This window comes from Micromonospora sp. NPDC048905 (assembly GCF_040649655.1).
Classification (GTDB): Bacteria; Actinomycetota; Actinomycetes; order Mycobacteriales; family Micromonosporaceae; genus Micromonospora.
This window is the reverse complement of the sequence record NZ_JBEZFV010000007.1, coordinates 335,291-354,302: the sequence shown is the minus strand read 5'-3', so window position 1 is coordinate 354,302 and position 19,012 is coordinate 335,291. Positions and strand designations below refer to the sequence as shown.

Below are 19,012 nucleotides of genomic sequence, written 5' to 3'. Positions count from 1 at the left end.
GACCACAGGAATGCCGGATGACGACGGACCTGCGGTCGCAGCCCCGTCGACCACGCCCACCCGGGCACGCCATCCCGCCGGAGGGACCCATGCGCACCGTCCTGCGCCGCCCCGACTTCCGTCTGCTCTTCGGCGGTCTGCTGGCCAGCATGACCGCCGAGTCGATCCTGCTGCTCGCGCTCGCGATCTGGGTCAAGGACCTGACCGGCTCCAACGGGCTCGCCGGCGGCACCATCTTCGCCGTCGTCGCCCCGATGACGCTGGCACCGGTGATCGGCTGGTTCGTCGACCGCTACCCACGCCGGCCGTTCTTCGTCGCCGCCAACGTGGTCACCGCCGTGGTGCTCACCCCCCTGTTCACCGTCGCGGACGCGGGTGACGTCTGGGTCGTCTACCTGGTGGCGGCCCTGTACGGGTTGTCGTCGATCACCCTCGGCGCGGCGCTCAGCGGGCTCATCCGGGAGTTGGTGCCGGTCGAGTTGCTCGCGGAGGCGAACGGCGTGCTGCAGACCGTACGGCAGGGGATGCGGTTGATCGGTCCGCTGGCCGGCGCGGCGCTCTACGCGGCGCTCGGCGGGTGGGCGTTGGCCGGGATCGGCATGGTCGGATTTCTGACCGCGGCGGCGGTGGTGACCGCGCTACCCACCCCGCAACAGGCGCCCTCGCCCACGCGACTGCGCTGGCCGGCCGAGTTGGGTGCCGGCCTGCGGCATTTGGCCGGCGAGCCGGCCCTGCGTCGGGCGCTGCTCGGCTACGGGCTCGGGTCACTGGTGATGGGCTTCAGCGAGTCGCTCATCTTCGCGTACGTCGACCAGGGGCTCAACCGCGACGCCGCGTTCGTGGGTGTGCTGGTCACCGTGCAGGGCGTCGGCGGGCTACTCGGTGGACTCTGCTCACCGGCGCTGGTCCGCCGGTTCGGAGAGGTCGGCACCCTGGCCGCCGGGGTGGCCTTCTTCTCGCCAGCCGCGTTCGTGCTCGCGTACCCCGATCTTCGGCTCGCCTTCGCGGCCGTGCTGCTGGCCGGCGTCTCCCTGCCCCTGACGATGGTGGGTCTGCACACGCTGATCCAGCGCCGGACCCCGCCGGCGCTTGTCGGTCGGGTCGCCGCGGCCACCCAGGCGGTGGTCAGCGGGCCGCAGGCGTTCTCCATCGGGGCGGGCGCGTTGCTCGTCGGTTTCGTGGACTACCGGATGCTGTTCGTGCTGGTGGGGATGGCCGCACTGGCGGCCGGCAGTTACCTCTGGCGGGGTCGGCACCTGAGCGCCCCGCCCGGCACCCGCCCACCCACGCCGCCGACCCGTCCGACCGGCCCGAGGGTCCCGGCGCCCCGGGGACCGGTCGAGGACGCCGCGCGGCCGGTGTCGACGGGCACCCGCCGGCGACCGCCCGGGTGACGGATACCGGACACGAACGAGCGGTCGCCCCGACTGGGGCGACCGCTCGTTCCGAAAGCGACCCGGCCGATCAGGCGTCGAGGGTCTCAAGGTGTTGCTTGACCTGGGTGATCGAGGGGTTCGTCAGGGCGCTGCCGTCGGCGAAGCGCAGCGTCGGCACCGTCTGGTTGCCGCCGTTGACGCTCATCACGAACTCCGCGGCCTTCGGGTCCTGCTCGATGTCGACCACCTCGTACCCGATGCCCTCCCGGTCGAGCTGCGACTTCAGGCGGTGGCAGTAGCCGCACCAGGGGGTGGAATACATCGTCAGCATCCTCGGATCCTCCAACTCCTCCGGCCGCGGCTTGCGGATCAAGCCGAGGCTGTTCGCTGCAACGCTGGGAGGAGCTGAGATGATTCCTGGTTGTGGTGGTTCACTCAGCGTCGGAACGGGTGCTCGCCGGGCTGGACCCGGAGCAACGCTCCGCCGTGACCGCACCCGCCGGCCCGGTCTGCATCCTGGCCGGCGCCGGCACCGGCAAGACCCGGGCGATCACCTCCCGGATCGCCCATCGGGTGCTCTCCGGCGAGATCTCCCCCCGGCACGTGCTCGCGGTCACCTTCACCGCCCGGGCCGCCGCCGAGATGCGGAGCCGGCTCACCGTGCTCGGGGTGGGCGGTGTGCAGGCGCGCACGTTCCACGCCGCCGCGCTGCGCCAGGTGCGGTACTTCGCGCCCCGGCTGCTGTCCGGCCGGGCCATGCCCGAGCTGCTGGACAGCAAGGTGCGGCTGGTCACCCTCGCCGCCGCCCGGGTCGGCCTGCGCACCGACCGGGCCGCGGCGCGGGACCTGGCCGGTGAGATCGAGTGGGCGAAGTCGTCGTTGGTAGAGCCGACGGACTACGTGGTGTCCGCGGCCCGGGCGCTGCGCGACACACCGCACGAACCGGCGAAGGTCGCCGACGTGTTCACCGCGTACGAGCAGCTCAAACGGTCGAACGGGGTGATCGACTTCGAGGACATGCTGCGGGCCGCGGTGTGGGGGATCGAGGAGCACTCGGACGTCGGCGAGCAGGTCCGCACCCAGTACCGGCACTTCGTGGTCGACGAGTACCAGGACGTCAACCCCCTCCAGCAGCGCCTGCTCGACGCCTGGCTGGCCGGCCGCAACGACCTCACCGTGGTCGGCGACGCCAGCCAGACGATCTACTCGTTCACCGGGGCGACCTCGGCGTACCTGGTCGACTTCCCCCGCCGGCACCGGGGCGCCACGGTGGTCCGGCTGGTCCGCGACTACCGGTCCACCCCGCAGGTGGTCGGGCTGGCCAACGCGGTGATCGCCCAGGCCCGGGGCACCGAGGCGCGGCTGCGGCTGGAGTTGAGCGGGCAACGCCCACCCGGGCCGGAACCGGACCTGCGGATCTTCACCGACGAGCCGGCCGAGGCCAACGCGGTGGCCGCGCGCTGCCGGTCCCTCATCGATTCGGGTACGCCGGCGAAGGAGATCGCCGTGCTGTTCCGGGTCAACGCGCAGTCCGAGGCGTACGAGAAGGCGCTCACCGAGGCCGAGGTGCCGTACGTCGTGCAGGGCGCGGAGCGGTTCTTCGAACGGACCGAGGTGCGCCAGGCGATGGTCGCGCTGCGGTCGGCCACCCGGTCGATCCCCGGGGAGACACCGCTGCCGACCGCCGTCGTCGAGGCGCTCACCGCGGTCGGCTGGGCCCCGGACGCGCCCCCGGCCGGCGGCGCCGCCCGCGAGCGGTGGGAGGCGCTGTCCGCGCTGGTCCAGCTCTCCGAGGAGTACGCGGCCACCCCCGAGGTGGTGCCGATCGGCGAGGCCGCGTCGGTGGAACGCCCCGTCACCCTCACCGACTTCACCGAGGAGTTGGCCCGGCGGGCCGCCCAGCAGCACGTACCGACGGTGGACGGGGTGACCCTCGCCTCGTTGCACTCGGCCAAGGGTCTGGAGTGGGACGCGGTCTTCCTGGTCGGCCTCGCCGAGGGCACGCTGCCGACCACGTACGCCAAGACCGTCGAGCAGGTCGAGGAGGAACGCCGGCTGCTCTACGTCGGCATCACCCGCGCGCGGCAGTGGCTCTGGCTGTCGTACGCCGCCGCGCGCTCACCGGGCGGACGAGCCCGGCGGCCGTCGCGGTTCCTGCCCCAACTGGACCGCTCGGGCGGCACCGAACGGGCGACCGCCGGCACCGGTCCGGCCCGCCGTCCCGAGCGGCGGCGCACCCAGATCGTCTCCTGCCGGATCTGCGGCGCAACCCTGCTCGCCGGCCCGGACCGCAAGCTCGGCCGCTGCCCCACCTGCCCGTCCGACATCGACGAGGAGCTGCACGAGCGGCTGCGCGAGTGGCGGCAGCGGGTGGCCGGGGCGCAGAAGGTCCCGGCGTACGTGGTCTTCACCGACGCGACGCTTGTCGCGTTGGCCGAGCGGCGGCCCGGCCGGCCCGAGGAGTTGATCGCCATCGCCGGTATCGGCCCCCGCAAGCTGGGCCTTTATGGGGAATCGGTGCTGGCCCTCGTGGACGGTGCCGGGGTGGACGACGTCTGCCCGGAGAAAACTTTCGAAATCCAGTCGTAAATTCGTTTGCCCTCGCCCCGGCGCGAGGAATAGCCTCAGGACACACCACGCGAGCGGCGCCATTCCGGCTGCTCACGGGGGTTGGTTCAGTCGATTCGAGGAACGTGAGGGAGGTGGCACCCGTGAAGATCTTCACCTATGAGCGTCTGACGGCGATGCCGTCTGTCCACGCTCCGCTGTCGGCTGTCCGGGTGGCCCTTGCGGCTGCACGGCCGTCGGTTCCGCAGGTGCACCAGGTTCAGGCCGAGCTGATCCTGACCGTCGCACCAGTCGGAGTCGAGGGGACCAGTGGGTCCACTGGCAATGGCATCCAGGTCGCCATGAAGCGCACGGATGTCCGCGGCGTTCCGCCTCGAGGTAAACCGGTCTGACCATCAGACACCGGCTCACCTCGAGGCCGCGGAACCCGCTTACCGGGATCCGCGGCCTCAGTTTTTTGCCCGTCTTCAGTACGTCGGAATGCGATCCATGAGATCGAAGTGAGAGAGAGGTGAGCGGGAGATGAGTCTGGCGTTGGCCCCCCTCGACGTGAGCGTCGAGATGGAGGCGAACCTGCCCTGCCGGAAGTTCGACCCCGACCTGTGGTTCTCCGACTCGCCTGCCGAGCTCGAGCTGGCCAAGTCGCTCTGCGGGGACTGCCCGCTGCGCGTCGAGTGCCTGGCCGGGGCGGTGGAGCGTGCGGAACCGTGGGGCGTCTGGGGCGGCGAGATCTTCGAGCGTGGCGCGGTTGTTCCGCGTAAGCGGCCCCGTGGCCGTCCGCGCAAGGAGGACGTCGCGCGTGACGCCGAGCTTCGGGTCGAGGCCGAGGCGCGCCTGGCGGCCAGTGGGCTGTCCGAGGTGCGTGGCGCGGTCCGGCTGGCAGCCTGACATGTTCCCGACCCGTACCAACTACGCCGGTGGCACACCGGCAGTGAGCGAGATGACGATGTTCAACCTTTCGACCGGAGCCTTCGAGATGCAACTACTCCACCAAGCGTTGTCCAGGGCTCGAACGCGTCGGCCTCAGGCCGGTCGTACCACCACGCGCACTGAGGCAACCCGATCCGCCCGTACCGTCGCTATGAACAGCCGCAACCAGACGGCTCGCGACCTGGGCGTTCTCTAGTACCACCCCGATGCGAGGAAGGGTGGGTGCCGACCGGCACCCGCCCTTTTCGACGTGCGTGGTCAGGCGACCGGGGCGAAACCGGGCAGCCAGCGTTCCAGGATGCTGCGGTACGGGGCCTTCGCCTCCAACTGGCAGAGGACCCCGATCGAGCCGAGCGTCACCCGGTGGATCAGCAGGTACGACGGCGGCAGGTTGAGCTGCCTGCTCAGCTGGTAGGTGGGGGAGCGGGGGCTGGCGAGTCGGCCCGCCTCGCCCCGCAGCCAGGCCCGGGTGAACCGGAACCCGTCGGCCGCGATGGGCTCCAGCATCGGACGGACGAAGTCGAGCACCCCCTCGGCGTCGATCTCCTCGGTGGCGCCGATGAAGCCCTCCGACCGCAGCCCGGCCACCACCTCGTCGGCGTCACCGCGCAGGGCCAGCGCGGCGATGCGACCGATCGGCTCCGGCGTGCCCTCGGGCATCCGGGCCACCGCGCCGAAGTCGATCACCCCGAGTCGGCCGTCCGGCAGCATCCGGAAGTTTCCCGGGTGCGGGTCGGCGTGCAGCAGCCCGGCCCGCTGCGGCGCGGAAAGGTGCAGGGTGGCCATCAACCGGCCCGCCTCGTCCCGCTCCTCCTCGGTGCCCTCGCGGATGATGTCGGCCAGCGGAGTGCCCGTCACCCACTCGGTGACCAGCACCCGGGGTGCCGCGTTGATCACCTTCGGGATGTAGATCTCCGGGTCGTCGGCGTACGCCTCGGCGAAGGCGCGCTGCGACTCGGCCTCCAACTCGTAGTCCAGTTCCTCGGTGATCCGCTCCCGCAACTCGACAAGGAGTGGCTTGACGTCCAGGCCGGGCTGGATGGCCCGGAACATCCCGCCCAGGCGGGAGAGCTGCTTCAGGTCGGAGAGCAGCGCCTCGCCGGCCCCCGGATACTGGATCTTGACAGCCACGTCGCGGCTGTTCGGCGCGCCCGACTCGTCGAACCCCGGCTCACGCCACCGCGCCCGGTGCACCTGGCCGATGCTGGCCGCGGCCGCCGGGACGTCGTTGAACTCGACGAACCGGTCCCGCCAGTCCGGGCCGAGCTGCTCGGCCAGCACCTTGTGCACGCTGGCGACCGGCAGCGGGGGCGCCGCCTCCTGGAGCTTGGTCAGCGCCTGGCGATACGGCGCGGCGATCTCCTCCGGCAACGCGGCCTCGAAGACCGACAACGCCTGGCCGAACTTCATCGCCCCGCCCTTGAGCTGGCCCAACACGCTGAACAGCTGCTCGGCGGTGCGCTGCTGGATCTCCGCGGAGATCACGTCGGAGGCGAGCCCGGTGACGCGCTTTCCCATGCCGAGAACGGTCCGGCCGGCGAAGCCGAGCGGCAGGGCGGCGAGCTTGGCGGTGCGGGACACGGCGCGGCGCGGGATGTCGGTCACTCGGCCATTGTTACCGACCGGAGGGCTTCGCTGCTGCTCTGCGGCCGGGCTGGTGCGGACACTCGCCCACCAGAGCACTCACACGCCGGGTGTGGCGGCCAGCCTCGACGTCGGAAACGACCCGCACCAGTGATCTCCATGGCCGCGCCCAGCGTCTCCGGCTGCCCGCCGTCGAGCTGTGTCAGGGCCTCGGCCAGCGCGTACCCGATGGCCGCGAGCAGCGTGCCGGTCGCGCCGGCGGCCACCGGGTCGGCCGCGGCGAGTTGGGCGGCGAGCCGCGGCCAGTCCGGGTCGCGGTCGGCCCGGTGCAGCTCGACGCAGTGCAGGCAGGGTCCGGCGGGCGGGCAGACCAGCGGCCCGATGACCGGTACGCCCTCGCGCAGGGTGACCAGCAGGTGTGGCTGTCGGCGCTGGGCGAGACCGGCGGCGAGCAGCGCGGGCGGCCGGTCCGTGCCGAGTTGGATCACCAGGTCCACCCGGCCGGCTCGGACCGGCTGGGTGTTGGTGCCCGGCGCGACGCGGTCGACCGCGGTCCGTACCGCCGACGCCAGCGGATGACCCAGCTCGGTGGCGGGAACGCCGGTGCCGACCAGGTCGACGGGGCGCACCGGGCCGGTGAGGAGGGGAACCACCTGCCCGACGCCGGCCTGCGCCAACGCCACCGTCAGCGGCCCGCCAAGCGCCCCGGCGCCGGTGAGCACGACTCGGGCGACCCGTCGTCGACGCAGGACCTGGGCGGGGGTGCCGGGTAGCCGAGCGGCGGCGAGGGCCAGCGCGCCGGCCTCCGCGGTGAGCCGGGCGCGGGCGGGGCCGGCCAGGTCACGGGGGAGCAGGCTGTGCGCGGGCACCAGCAGGCCGGCCACACGCAGGGCGTCGAGCAGGGTACGCGCGTCGTCGTGGGTGACCTGCGCGGCGGCCGCCCGAGCCAGCACGGCGCGCTCGCTGTGGGTGCCGTCGAGCAGGTCGAGCAGATGGGCGGCACGCGGGTTGGCCAGCTCCAGCAGCACCGCCGGCCCGGGGCCGACGCCGAGCTGGAGGGTGTGGCGGTCTCGCCACAGCCGGTTGAGGCCGGGCAGCAACGTGGGGCGGGGCAGAACGGTGCGGCTCATGGTCACCAATCGTGAGCACTTCTTCGCGCTCGGTCGATCGTTGTCCACAGACGCTCAGGCCGCTGTCCAGCGTTGTCCACAGGCTTTGCCGGGTTATCCACAGCCCCTCGACGGGGCTGTCGGCCAACCGACAGGGCGCCGGCGACCCGCCGACCGGCAGAGACGGCAACGGGGCGGGGTGACCGTCGGCCACCCCGCCCCCGCCGCTCGTACGGGTCAGACCTTGGCCTTACCCAGGATGCGGTTCACTGTTGTTCCGCATACCGGACACTTGCCCTTTGCCATGTTCATTCCGGTCTTCGAGACCTCGACGTGCCCCTCGAAGTCCCGCTTCTCCTTGCACTTCACGCAGTAACCGTTGTAGGTCGTCTGGGCCTGGTCGGCCACGGTGCCCTCCTCGTCTCGTCCGCCGGTCGATGCCGTCCCGGCGGGGTGCCCGGCGGCGGGCCACACGGGGCGCCGGCGCTGGGTCTCACTCCACGGCCACCTACGTGACCGCTGGTCCGCGGACCCTACCCAGGTCTGGGCGGTTCCATGTCAGCTGTGCATCGACACTGTGAGCTAGTCGACGTCGAGAGTGTGCATGGCGAAATAGGTCGGATAAGTCAGTTTGGCGGGGACACGCCGACCAAACCCCCACAGACACCCGTGCGAGTACCCCCGAGGGGCGTTTGGCACCGTGATCACTTACGGTGGGGAAGTGCCGCGTACCGGCGCCATCGGTGTTCACCAAGGGTGACGAGGTGGTGCGGTGCCGCTGCGGTCAAGAAATTTTCGGGACGCCTGTCGACTAATCACCACTTTCCGGGCGCGTGTCGGGTGGTTGACTCTTGCGGACCCCTGGTCAGTGGGCATTAGCTTTCCTTCGTGACACGTAGCCGAGGCTGCGCGGGCCAGTGATGGCGGGGACGCGCAAGCCGGTCGTCGAGGTGCGGCGCAGCCAGCGTCGGCGACGTACGGTGTCCGCGTACCGTGACGGTGAGCGAGTCGTCGTTCTCATCCCGGATCAGTTCTCCCGGGCCGAGGAGAGCGAGTGGGTCGACCGGATGCTCGCCCGGCTCGCCGCCCGCGAGGGTCGCCTGGCCCGATCCGACGCGGAGCTGCTGGCCCGTGCCACCCGGCTCATCGACCTCTACCTCCCCGGGTACGCCACGAAGGCGGTGCCCGCCAGCGTCCGATGGGTCACCAACCAGAACGGCCGATGGGGTTCGTGCACCCCTGCCGACCGCAGCATCCGGATCTCACACCGCGTTCAGGAAATGCCGGACTGGGTGATCGACTACGTGCTGCTGCACGAGCTGGCACACCTGATCGTGCCCAGCCACAACGCGCGGTTCTGGGCGTTGGTCGGCCGCTACCCCAAAGCCGAACGTGCCCGCGGCTACCTCGAAGGTGTTGCCGCCGCCTCCGGCGCTCCCCTCCCCACCTGATCGACCTAGATCCACTCGGCTTCCTGAATGCCGCGCGGTCGATGCCCTCCGGAGGCCGCGCTGTCAATGAAATCGAGTCGATCATGCCGGCGGGCGCGGCGCGGTGGCGGCCGTGCGGGGTGTGCACTGCGGTGCCGGCGGGGGCGGCGGTTTGGGGCGGCTGTCCGGGGCGTGTCCTTCGGCAGGCAGGCAGGCAGGCAGGCGGGCGGGTGGGTCGGGGTGGGCGGGGCGCTAGGGTCGGGGGATGGCGCGACGGGTGGTAGTGGCGTTACTCGGGTCGGTCCCCTGGTCGCCGCCGGGCGTCGACCTGGCCGAATGGCGAGCGGCTCTCGCGGAAGACGTCATCGACCTGTTCGCCACGCTCAACGAGGTGGAGGTCGCGGTCGCGGTGACCCCGGCCGACCGGGCGCTGGCCGACGCGCTGGTGTGGCCCGGCACGGCGGTGTACGAGGTGGCCGAGGCCACGCCGAACGCCGTGTTCGCCGCGCTGGAGGGCTACGACCAGGCTGCGGTGCTGGTCGCGGACGTGCCTGACCTGCCCGCGCTGACCGTCGGCAAGCTGCTGCGCCCCCTCACCACCCGACCGGTCGCGGTGGCTCCGGTCGAGGGTGGCGGGCCGGGCCTGCTCGGGGTGGCGGTACGACTGCCCGCGCCGGACTGGCTCCCGACGCTGCACCTGGACACGGCGACGCCGGCCGAGGCGCGCGCCAACGCCCCGCGCCCCGCTGACGTGGCGGTCACGGCGGGCTGGCGTCGACTGCGCGGCCCGGCTGACCTGGCCACGCTGGACCCGGCCTTCGAGGGTTGGGAAGCGACCCGCGCCCTGCTCTCCGGCTCGGGCCGCCCCGCCTGAACCCGTCAGCCTGCCTGCCCACAAGGTCCGTGCCACTGCCCGCCGGCACGGCTACCCGCGAGCCCGCCGGCCCCGCCGGTGCCCGGCCAGCCGGACTGAGCTGTCAGCCCTGCCGACAGCGCGCCCGGGTGCCCGTTGTCGATCCTGGGGGCACCCGGGCGCAGGCCGTCGTTACGCGGACATCAGGGCTTGGCGTCGCCCTCGTCGTCGGTCTCGTCGGGCTGACCGGGAGCCTTCTCCTCCACCCCGCCGGGGGCGGTGAAGTCGAAGCTGTCCAGCTCGCTCAGGTCCATGTCGTTCATCGCGAAGGCGACCGGGTCGGCGAAGTCGTCGTCCGAGGGGAGCAGGTCCGGGTGACCCCAGACGGCGTCGCGGCCCTCGATGCCGCGGTGCTCGGTGAGCGCGGCCCAGAGTGCCGCGGCCTCGCGGAGACGGCGCGGGCGCAGTTCCAGGCCGACGAGTGCGGCGAAGGTCTGCTCGGCGGGGCCTCCGGCGGCACGGCGGCGACGGAACGCCTCACCCAGCCGGACGACGTTTGGCAGCCGGTCGCTGGCGGCGCTGTCCACGACGTGGCAGACCCAGCCCTCGACCAGGGCCAGTGCGGTCTCCAGTCGGGCCAGAGAGGCCTTCTGCGCCGGGGTGTCCTCCGGGGTGAAGATGCCCTCCAGGGCGATCGCCTGCATCGACTCCGGGTCGGTCGGGTCGACCCGGCCCATCGCCTCCTCGATCGCGTCCCGGTTGACCCGGATGCCCGCGGCGTACATCTCGACCGCGCTGAGCACATGCCCGCGCAGCCACGGGACGTGCTGGAACAGCCGCTGGTGGGCGGCCTCGCGCAGCGCCACGTAGAGGCGGACCTCGTCCTCGGGAAGTTCCAGGCCCTCGCCGTACGCCCGGATGTTGGCCGGGATCAGGGCGGCCGTGCCGGCCGGGCCGAGCGGCAGCCCGATGTCGCCGGCGGAGAGCACCTCCGCGGCGAGCGAGCCGAGCGCCTGGCCGAGCTGGCCGCCGAAGAGCGCGCCGCCGAGGGTGGCCACCATCGACTGCATCGGGCCGAGTTGGGCGCGCGCCTCCGGTGGCACCAGGTCGCCCATCGCGCCGACCATCCGGCTGGCGACCGGGTCGCACAGCTTGCGCCACACGTCGAGCGTCTTGAAGATCCACTCGTTGCGGTTCCAGGACACCGGTGACTGGATGCCCGACGGCCAGGACGAGGCCGGCTCCAACCACAGGTCGGCCAGGCGCAGCGCTTCCTCGACCGCGTTGCGCTCAAACGGTGACACCGCCGGGTCGCCGGCGGCCGCGAGCTGGCTGGCAGCTACCTGCCGGGCCAGGTCCCAGTTGACCGGACCGCTGCCCGGCGCGGAGAGCAGGTGCTGCAACTGCGACATGAACTGCTGCATCTGCGCGGGATCGTTGGGGTCTGGTGGTTGCCCACCCGGGAGCGCGAAACCGAACGGAATATCAGGCACGACGTCTACGGTACGCGGACCGCGCCCCAGGTCGCCGCCGCTGGCGTTGCGCTGAGGGCGAAGTCGCGTGGCGCATCCGGCAGGAGGCGTCCGGCCGGTCGGTACGCTCTGCGGCATGAGACGTCGTGGCCTGACGGTCCTGCTCGGTGCCCTGTTCACCGCCCTGCTGAGCATCGGGGTGCTGCGGGTGCCGATCCCGTACGTGGTGCTCGGCCCCGGCCCGACGGTCAACACCCTCGGCACGGAGGACGGCAAGGAGGTCATCCAGGTCTCCGGGCGGGAGACCTCGACCTCCGCCGGCCAGTTGCGGCTGACCACGGTGGGTGTGCAGCCCACGGTGCGGTTGCGGGGGGCGATCGCGGGTTGGTTCTCCGACGACGAGGCCGTCGTGCCGCGTGAGTTGGTCTACCCGCCGGGGGAGTCGACCGAGCAGGTCGAGCAGCGCAACGCGGAGGACTTCAAGGCGTCGCAGACCAGCGCGGAGACGGCCGCGCTGCGGGAGTTGGGCTTTCCGGTGCAGGTGGTGATCAAGACGGTGGCCGGGGACGGGCCGGCGGCCGGGGCGTTGAAGGCCGGTGACGTGATCACCTCCGTCGACGGTCAGCCGGTGCCGGTGGCCGCGAAGGTCACCGAACTGATCCGGGCCAAGCCGGCGGGTACGGCGTTGTCCATCTCCTACACCCGCGACGGCGCGCCGGCCACGGCGACGGTCACCAGTCGTGAGCAGGATGGCCGGCCGCGGATCGGTGTGGAGATCGATCAGCAGCAGCCGCACCCGTTCACCCTCGGCATCGACCTGGGCGACATCGGCGGACCGAGCGCCGGTCTCATGTTCGCCCTGGGGATCGTCGACAAGCTGACCCCGGCCGACCTCACCGGTGGCCAGATCATCGCCGGTACCGGCACCATCGACGACGAGGGCACCGTCGGCCCGATCGGCGGGATCGCCCAGAAGTTGGTCGGCGCGAAGCGCGCCGGCGCGAAGGTCTTTCTGGTGCCGGCGGACAACTGCGCCGAGGCGGTCCGCAATCCACAGCCCGGTCTGCCGCTGTTGCGGGTGGGTTCGTTGGACGAGGCGATGACCGCCCTGGAGACGTTGCGCGCGGGGGGTCAGCCGACTCGTTGCTGACCGGTGTGACCGTGCCCCGACACGCTCAGGAACACCCCGTACTCTGGGTGCCTGGTCGGAGCCGATCACATCGAGCGTGCGGAGCCAACAGTGGTCATGCGTAGCAGCAGCCCCCTTCCGAGGATGAGCCGGCGCGGGCGCGTCACCATCGCGGTCCTGGTCGGGGTGTTCGTGCTCTTCACCCTGCTCGGCTGGGGTGTCCAGGCGTGGACGGACTGGCTGTGGTTCGACGAGGTCCGCTACACCGAGGTCTTCACCGGTGTGCTGGTGACCCGACTGTTGCTCTTCCTCGCCGTCGGTCTCGGCATGGCGGTGGTCGTCGGTGGCAACCTGTGGCTGGCGCACCGGTTGCGTCCGCGGCTGCGTCCGCACTCGGTGGAGCAGGCGACGCTCGAGCGTTATCGGATGGCGCTCAGCCCGCGACTGGGCACCTGGATCGCGCTGACCGCCGCGGTGGTCGGGCTCTTCGCCGGTCTCTCCGCGCAGAACCGGTGGAGCCAGTGGCTGCTCTTCCGCAACGGCGGTGACTTCGGGGTGAAGGACCCGGAGTTCGGGGTGGACATCGGCTTCTACGTCTTCCAGTTGCCGTTCTGGCGTTACCTGCTCGGGGTCGCCTTCACCGCTGTGGTGCTGGCCGTGATCGGCGCGCTGGCGGTGCACTACCTGTTCGGTGGGGTCCGCCTGCAGGGCGTCGGGGACCGGATGAGCAACGCGGCCCGCGCGCACCTGAGCAGCCTGGTCGCGGTCTTCGTGCTGTTGAAGGCCGTCGCGTACGTGCTGGACCGGCGGGCGATGTTGCTGGAGTACAACGAGGGCGCCAAGTTGTACGGCGCCGGCTACGCCGACGTCAACGCGCTGCTGCCGGCGAAGGAGATCCTGGCGTACATCTCGATCGTGGTGGCGATCGCGATCGTCGTGTTCTCCAACGCCTGGATGCGGAACCTGGTCTGGCCGGGGATCTCGCTGGCGCTGCTCGGTGTGTCCGCGGTGGCCATCGGCGGCATCTACCCCTGGGCCGTGCAGACCTTCGAGGTCAAGCCGAGCGCCAAGGACAAGGAAGCGCCGTACATCCAGCGCAGCATCGACGCGACGCGAGCGGCGTTCGGGTTGGGTGCCACCGAGACGACCGCGTTCGCGGCGAACAACTCCACCCCACCGGCAAACCTGGCCACCGACACCTCGGTGGTGTCGAACGTGCGGCTGCTCGACCCGCAGTTGGTCAGCGAGACGTACACCCAGCTCCAGCAGGTGCGGGGCTTCTACGACTTCGGCCCCAAGCTGGACATCGACCGCTATGGGGTGAACGGAAAGGTCTCCGACTACGTGGTCGGCGTCCGGGAGATCAACTACGGCGAGTTGACCGACCAGCAGAACACCTGGATCAACCGGCACACCGTCTACACCCACGGGTACGGGCTGGTCGCCGCCCCGGCCAACCAGGTGGTCTGCGGCGGGCAGCCGTTCTTCGTGTCCGGCTTCCTCGGCGAGAAGACCCAGGAGGCGTGCTCCTCGCAGACCGAGCAGATCCCGGCCACGCAGCCGCGGATCTACTACGGCGAGCGGATGGCGGCCGACGACTACGCGATCGTCGGTCAGGCCGACCCGAACAAGAAGGCCGAGTTCGACAGGCCGGTCGGTGAGGGTGGCGGCGAGTCCTACACCTACACCGGCGAGGGCGGCGTCGAGATCGGCTCCTTCACGCGGCGGTTGCTGTACGCCATCAAGGAGCAGGAGTCGAACTTCCTGCTCTCCGAGGCGGTCAACAAGGACTCCAAGCTCCTCTACGTGCGCAACCCGCGGGACCGGGTGGAGAAGGTCGCGCCGTTCCTCACCCTGGACGGCGACCCGTACCCGGCGGTGGTCGACGGTCGGGTGCAGTGGATCGTCGACGGCTACACCACGGCGGCCACCTACCCGTACGCCGAGCGGGTCAACCTGCAGACCGAGACCACCGACGAGCTGACCAACCGGGGCACCTTCCAGCTGGCCCGGGAGAACGTCAACTACATGCGCAACTCGGTGAAGGCCACCGTCGACGCGTACGACGGCACCGTGAAGCTCTACGAGTACGACGACACCGACCCCGTGCTCAAGGCCTGGAACAAGGCGTTCGGCGGTGACCTGATCCAGCCGAAGGCGGACATCCCGGCCGCGCTGACCGAGCACCTGCGCTACCCGGCGGACATGTTCAAGGTGCAGCGCAACCTGCTCACCAAGTTCCACGTGACGAACCCGGGCGACTTCTACTCCGCACAGGACTTCTGGCAGGTGCCCAACGTGCCGGACTCCCCGGACAGCGGTCAGAAGCAGCCCCCGTATTACCTGTTCACCCAGTTCCCGGGGCAGGACAGCCCCCGGTTCCAGCTCACCGCCGCGGTCACCCCGAACGGCCGGCAGAACCTGGCCGCGCTGATCTCCGGGTCGTACGTCGGCGGGCAGCCCCGGCTGGAGGTACTGGAGCTGCCGGATCAGACCCGGATCTCCGGCCCGGTGCAGGTGCACCAACAGATGACCAACAACGCCAACATTCGCCAGCAGCTCACCCTGCTCTCCAGCAACCAGGCGCAGGTGCAGTTCGGCAACCTGCTCTCGTTGCCCTTCGCCGACGGCATGCTCTACGTCGAGCCGGTCTACGTGAAGAGCAACCAGCAGGACGCGTACCCGCTGTTGCAGAAGGTGCTGGTCTCCTACGGTGACGGTGGCTCCTTCGTGGCGCTCGCCGACAACATCAACGACGGCATCAAGCAGCTGGTCGAGCAGGGTAAGAAGGCCGGGGGCGGCACGTCACCGCCCCCGACCACCGGGGGCAATCCGACGACGCCCACGCCCACGCCGACGCCGAGCGGGACCGCCACGCCGACGCCGACACCGAGCGCCAGCATCACGCCGCCGACCGGTGACCTGGCCGTCGCCGCGGACCGGGTGCAGACCGCGATCACCGAGGTGCGGTCCGCGCAGACCTCGGGTGACTTCGAGCGGTACGGCCGTGCGCTCAAGACGCTGGACGAGGCGCTGACCGCGTTCCAGCAGGCGCAGCGGGCCGCCGGAACACCCAGCGGCAGCGCCACACCGTCGGCGGGCGGCAGCCCGAGCGCGGGCGGCTGACCGCACTCGCCGGGCGTAACTCGCGGAGCCCTCGTCGTCGGACCATCCGGTCCTGGCGACGAGGGCTCCGCTGTCGTTGCGCATCCGGGTCTGGCTCGACCGACAGGGGCCGGACCGCGATCCGGCGGATTCGGATGTCGTTTTGCGGCGGCCGGGGGTGGTGCGCTACGGTTAACCAGTCGACGCGGGGTGGAGCAGCTCGGTAGCTCGCTGGGCTCATAACCCAGAGGTCGCAGGTTCAAATCCTGTCCCCGCTACGAGAAATATCGAAAGCCCGTTTCCGGTTCGCCGGAGGCGGGCTTTCGACTTTCCCGACGTGTGCGGCTGCTCGGAAGGTCGAGCGTTCGCCTGCTCGCTGGCGTCAGCGGTGACCCCGCTGATCATCGCCGAACGGGATGGGTTAAGGTTAACCAGTCGACGCGGGGTGGAGCAGCTCGGTAGCTCGCTGGGCTCATAACCCAGAGGTCGCAGGTTCAAATCCTGTCCCCGCTACCAACGGCAGTGCAACAGGTCCGGCCCCCATCCGTGGGGGCCGGACCTGTTTTTGTGGCCGCCCACCTGAGTGAGGCCGCCGGGTGCTGAAGGTTGCGGGGATGTTGCGTCCGGTCGGGATGCTCCCGGACGGCTTCGGTGCCGGGTTCGGCGCGGACCGACGTGCCGAGTTTGCGTCAGTCGGCGAGGATGGGCACATGTCTTCATTCGGTAAGTGGTGGGGCCGGCTCAGCGCGGTCCTCGGTGCGGCCGTACTGGCGGTCTTCGTGCCCGTCGCGGCCTGGGCGTCCACGGGCGCCGGCGAGGTGGTGGTCGAGGCCGCCCGGCGGCGGTCCCGCGGCGGCGGCGGCTTCGGCATTCTCGGCCTGCTCTGCTGCCTGGTGGTGGTCGGGATCATCGTGTTCCTGGTGCTGCGTCTGACTCGCAACCGTCGGAACGGTCCGCCGCGCTGACCCCTGGCGGCCCGCCCCGATCGGTTGGTCGACGGCGGCGGGCCGTGGGCCGGCCGCCGGTGGTCACGCCGCCAGTGCGGCGTTGGCCTGGGCGATGAAACGGGAGGCGGCCGCCCGGGTGCCGGTCCGCTTGACGCGGATGCTCTCCGCGGTGGCGACCAGCAGGGTCCGCACCCGGGCGTGCCCCTTCGGGGGTGGCGCCGGGGCCGGCCCGAGCTGGTCGGCGATGGCCGCGCCGAACGCGGCGGCCCGCTGCTGGGCCGGCTCGGTGATGCTGCCCTCGGCGTAGCGGCGGACGGCGAGACTGGCGTTCAGGCCACGTTCGTGGCCGAGGACGGTGCCGGCCTCGCCGTTCGTGGTCAGAAAGTTGATCACGTCGGTGACGGTGTCCGGGTGGCGGGTGCCCCGGAACGCTGCCCAGAACATCGATGCGCGCGCCCACTGCGCGCCGGTCGGCCCCGGCAAGCCGACAATGCCCAGCTCGGCCTCGGTGAGCCGCTGCAACTCGGGCAGTTGGTGGGACCACGCGAACGACGCGGCGGTCAACCCGGTCACCACCAGTTGCCGGGACGGCTCGCCGCCGTCGGCCTGCTCGACGAGCGCCGCACCCGGGGTGGCCCGCCCCTTGCGGGCCCGCTGCCACAGCTCGAACCAGGCGATCAGCTGTTCCACGCCGAAACCGAGCTGCTTGCCCCGGTAGAGTTCGCCGCCCTGCGACCGCAGCCAGAGCCAGAGCGCCCGGTAGTCACCGGACCCGTCCATGGCGCCGGCCACCTGGCCGTCGCTGGCTTCGGTGACCTGTTCCGCCCAGGAGATGTACTCGGCCCAGCTCATTCCGGCGCGCGGCTCCGGCACCCGCAGCTCCCGCAGCAGGTCCCGGTTGAAGACCACACCCGGGTGGGTCTGCCCGGCGGCCACCGCCATCGTCCGCCCCTCCACCGTGCCGTAGCGGATCAGGCCCTCGGGCAGGCCCCGCAGATCGAGGCGATGGTCGCTGACCCGGTCGGTGAGGTCGAGGATGATCTGGCGCTGCGCGTACTCGGTCAGCACCGTGTCGTCGACCTGGATCAGGTCCGGTACGTTGCCGCCGGCCGCCTGGGTGGCCAGTCGCTCGTAGTAGCCATCGGCGCCCTGCCAGGTCACCCGGAAGGTCACCCGGGGGTTGCGCTCCGAGTAGAGCCGCAGCACCTTCTCGGTGAGTTCGGCACGCCTGGTGCCACCCCACCAGAAGACCGACAGCTCGACCGGCCCGTCGTCGGTCGACGTGGCGGTGCCGTCGCTGCATCCGGCCAGCCCGCCGGACGCGAGCAGGGGAGCACCGAGCAGCGCGGTGAGCAGTCGGCGCCGGCCCGGGTCGGCGCCGAGGCGGTCGATCGGCTGTGGAACAACGGGCACGGGGGTCTCCTGGACCTGCGAGGGCGGCGGTCGGACCATTCACGCAGGGAGCGCACGAAGGTGTCAACGTCCGTCCGGTCACCCGCCGGCGCGGGTGGTCGAATCAGGCCTCCCGCTGCCGCGTGGTGTACTAGGGCGCGTGGAACTTCTGCACTCGGGCAAGGTTCGGGACGTGTACGCCGACGGCGACGACCTGATCCTGGTCGCCTCGGACCGCATCTCGATCTACGACGTGGCGCTGCCGACGCCGATCCCGGACAAGGGTCGTCTGCTCACCGCGCTCTCGCTGTGGTGGTTCGAGCAGCTCGCCGACCTGGTGCCGAACCACGTCATCTCGGCCACCGACGTGCCCGCCGAGTTCGCCGGGCGGGCGATCCGCTGCCAGCGGCTGGACATGCTCCCGGTCGAGTGCGTCGCTCGCGGCTACCTCACCGGCGGCGGCCTGCGGGAGTACGAGCAGACCGGCACCGTCTCCGGCGTGGCGCTGCCCCGAGGGCTGGGTGAGGCGTCGATCCTCCCCGAGCCGATCTTCACGCCGTCGAGCAAGGCTCCGATGGGCGAACACGACGAACCCATCACGTACGACGACGTGGTGGACAAGGTGGGCCAGGCCACCGCCGAACGACTGCGGCAGATCACCATCGACGTCTACCGGCGCGGCGCGGAGCTGGCCGCCGACCGGGGCATCCTGATCGCCGACACCAAGATCGAGTTGGGCTGGGCGCCGGACGGCACCCTGGTCCTGGGCGACGAACTGCTCACCTCCGACTCGTCGCGGTTCTGGCCAGCCGAGTCGTACCAGCCGGGCCGCGTGCAGTTCTCCTACGACAAGCAGTACGTACGGGACTGGGCCACCGGCGGCGGCTGGGACAAGCAGCCCCCGGCGCCGGACGTGCCGGACGAGGTGGTCGAGGCGACCCGCGCCCGTTACGTCGAGGTCTACGAGAAGCTGACCGGCAACCGCTGGAGCTGAGCGCGTTACTGCCGTCCGCCGCTCCCTGCGTCACTGTTGGACGCCCTTTGCTCTGCTTCAACCAAGGCAACACTGACGGCATGTTTCGGTGCGCCCGTTGAAGCAGAGCAAAGGACGCACACC

The 19,012-nt window shown here is 71.2% G+C and carries 16 protein-coding genes and 2 tRNA genes; 12 read left to right on the top strand and 6 right to left on the bottom strand.

Features of this window, described 5'->3' with window-relative positions; genetic code table 11:
• The first annotated feature begins 89 nt into the window (after positions 1 to 89).
• Positions 90 to 1,394 carry an MFS transporter gene (locus AB0C01_RS20885; protein ID WP_357247172.1) on the top strand — a complete coding sequence of 435 codons (1,305 nt, stop codon included), beginning with the start codon at positions 90 to 92 and terminating at the stop codon, positions 1,392 to 1,394.
• Positions 1,395 to 1,464: 70 nt separating this feature from the next.
• Here AB0C01_RS20885 and AB0C01_RS20880 read toward each other — a convergent pair whose 3' ends face one another.
• A complete protein-coding gene (locus AB0C01_RS20880; RefSeq protein ID WP_357066605.1) occupies positions 1,465 to 1,707 on the bottom strand; it encodes a mycoredoxin in 243 nt (80 codons plus the stop codon).
• A gap of 92 nt (positions 1,708 to 1,799) precedes the next feature.
• On the opposite strand from AB0C01_RS20880, the gene AB0C01_RS20875 reads away from it, so the two are divergent.
• From AB0C01_RS20875 to AB0C01_RS20865, 3 genes are all read left to right on the top strand, one after another.
• A complete protein-coding gene (locus AB0C01_RS20875) occupies positions 1,800 to 3,965 on the top strand; it encodes an ATP-dependent DNA helicase UvrD2 (RefSeq protein WP_357246738.1) in 2,166 nt (721 codons plus the stop codon).
• 122 nt (positions 3,966 to 4,087) lie between these two features.
• Positions 4,088 to 4,336, top strand: coding sequence for a hypothetical protein (locus tag AB0C01_RS20870; RefSeq protein WP_357246735.1), 249 nt, complete (start codon positions 4,088 to 4,090; stop codon positions 4,334 to 4,336).
• 130 nt (positions 4,337 to 4,466) lie between these two features.
• Positions 4,467 to 4,832 carry a WhiB family transcriptional regulator gene (locus AB0C01_RS20865; RefSeq protein WP_328420094.1) on the top strand — a complete coding sequence of 122 codons (366 nt, stop codon included), beginning with the start codon at positions 4,467 to 4,469 and terminating at the stop codon, positions 4,830 to 4,832.
• A 300-nt stretch (positions 4,833 to 5,132) separates the two neighbouring features.
• On the opposite strand, the gene AB0C01_RS20860 is transcribed toward AB0C01_RS20865, so the two are convergent.
• The 3 genes from AB0C01_RS20860 to AB0C01_RS20850 all read right to left on the bottom strand — a co-directional run bounded on the left by AB0C01_RS20860 (position 5,133) and on the right by AB0C01_RS20850 (position 7,975).
• The gene (locus AB0C01_RS20860) at positions 5,133 to 6,479 is read right to left on the bottom strand and encodes an AarF/ABC1/UbiB kinase family protein (protein ID WP_357571858.1); all 1,347 of its coding nucleotides are present in this window, start codon (positions 6,477 to 6,479) and stop codon (positions 5,133 to 5,135) included.
• On the bottom strand, positions 6,476 to 7,588 hold the full coding sequence (locus AB0C01_RS20855) for a hypothetical protein (protein WP_357571857.1): 1,113 nt from the start codon (positions 7,586 to 7,588) through the stop codon (positions 6,476 to 6,478). The genes AB0C01_RS20860 and AB0C01_RS20855 overlap by 4 nt, the downstream gene beginning before the upstream one ends.
• Before the next feature lie 216 nt (positions 7,589 to 7,804).
• Positions 7,805 to 7,975: a DUF5679 domain-containing protein gene (locus AB0C01_RS20850; protein WP_167457767.1), complete on the bottom strand. Its 171-nt coding sequence runs from the start codon at positions 7,973 to 7,975 to the stop codon at positions 7,805 to 7,807.
• A gap of 512 nt (positions 7,976 to 8,487) precedes the next feature.
• Between AB0C01_RS20850 and AB0C01_RS20845 the strand changes: the two genes are divergently transcribed.
• The gene (locus AB0C01_RS20845; protein WP_357246727.1) at positions 8,488 to 9,018 is read left to right on the top strand and encodes a M48 family metallopeptidase; all 531 of its coding nucleotides are present in this window, start codon (positions 8,488 to 8,490) and stop codon (positions 9,016 to 9,018) included.
• A gap of 244 nt (positions 9,019 to 9,262) precedes the next feature.
• Complete coding sequence (locus AB0C01_RS20840) at positions 9,263 to 9,871, top strand: hypothetical protein (protein ID WP_357246725.1); 609 nt, start codon at positions 9,263 to 9,265, stop codon at positions 9,869 to 9,871.
• A gap of 182 nt (positions 9,872 to 10,053) precedes the next feature.
• Here the strand turns inward: AB0C01_RS20840 and AB0C01_RS20835 are convergent, their stop codons facing one another.
• On the bottom strand, positions 10,054 to 11,343 hold the full coding sequence (locus AB0C01_RS20835; protein WP_357246723.1) for a zinc-dependent metalloprotease: 1,290 nt from the start codon (positions 11,341 to 11,343) through the stop codon (positions 10,054 to 10,056).
• A 115-nt stretch (positions 11,344 to 11,458) separates the two neighbouring features.
• Between AB0C01_RS20835 and AB0C01_RS20830 the strand changes: the two genes are divergently transcribed.
• The 5 genes from AB0C01_RS20830 (at position 11,459) to AB0C01_RS20810 (ending at position 16,521) form a co-directional block, all read left to right on the top strand.
• On the top strand, positions 11,459 to 12,472 hold the full coding sequence (locus AB0C01_RS20830; protein WP_357246721.1) for a PDZ domain-containing protein: 1,014 nt from the start codon (positions 11,459 to 11,461) through the stop codon (positions 12,470 to 12,472).
• A 96-nt stretch (positions 12,473 to 12,568) separates the two neighbouring features.
• A complete protein-coding gene (locus AB0C01_RS20825) occupies positions 12,569 to 15,577 on the top strand; it encodes a UPF0182 family protein (protein ID WP_357571856.1) in 3,009 nt (1,002 codons plus the stop codon).
• Between the two features lie 183 nt (positions 15,578 to 15,760).
• Positions 15,761 to 15,834 (top strand) — tRNA-Met (locus AB0C01_RS20820).
• Positions 15,835 to 15,995: 161 nt separating this feature from the next.
• A tRNA-Met gene (locus tag AB0C01_RS20815) sits at positions 15,996 to 16,072 on the top strand.
• 194 nt (positions 16,073 to 16,266) lie between these two features.
• On the top strand, positions 16,267 to 16,521 hold the full coding sequence (locus AB0C01_RS20810; RefSeq protein ID WP_357246715.1) for a hypothetical protein: 255 nt from the start codon (positions 16,267 to 16,269) through the stop codon (positions 16,519 to 16,521).
• A gap of 63 nt (positions 16,522 to 16,584) precedes the next feature.
• Here AB0C01_RS20810 and AB0C01_RS20805 read toward each other — a convergent pair whose 3' ends face one another.
• Positions 16,585 to 17,916, bottom strand: a complete 1,332-nt coding sequence (locus tag AB0C01_RS20805; RefSeq protein WP_357571855.1) for an extracellular solute-binding protein — start codon at positions 17,914 to 17,916, stop codon at positions 16,585 to 16,587.
• 139 nt (positions 17,917 to 18,055) lie between these two features.
• Between AB0C01_RS20805 and AB0C01_RS20800 the strand changes: the two genes are divergently transcribed.
• Positions 18,056 to 18,889, top strand: coding sequence for a phosphoribosylaminoimidazolesuccinocarboxamide synthase (locus tag AB0C01_RS20800; protein WP_357246709.1), 834 nt, complete (start codon positions 18,056 to 18,058; stop codon positions 18,887 to 18,889).
• The last annotated feature ends 123 nt before the right edge of the window (positions 18,890 to 19,012 follow it).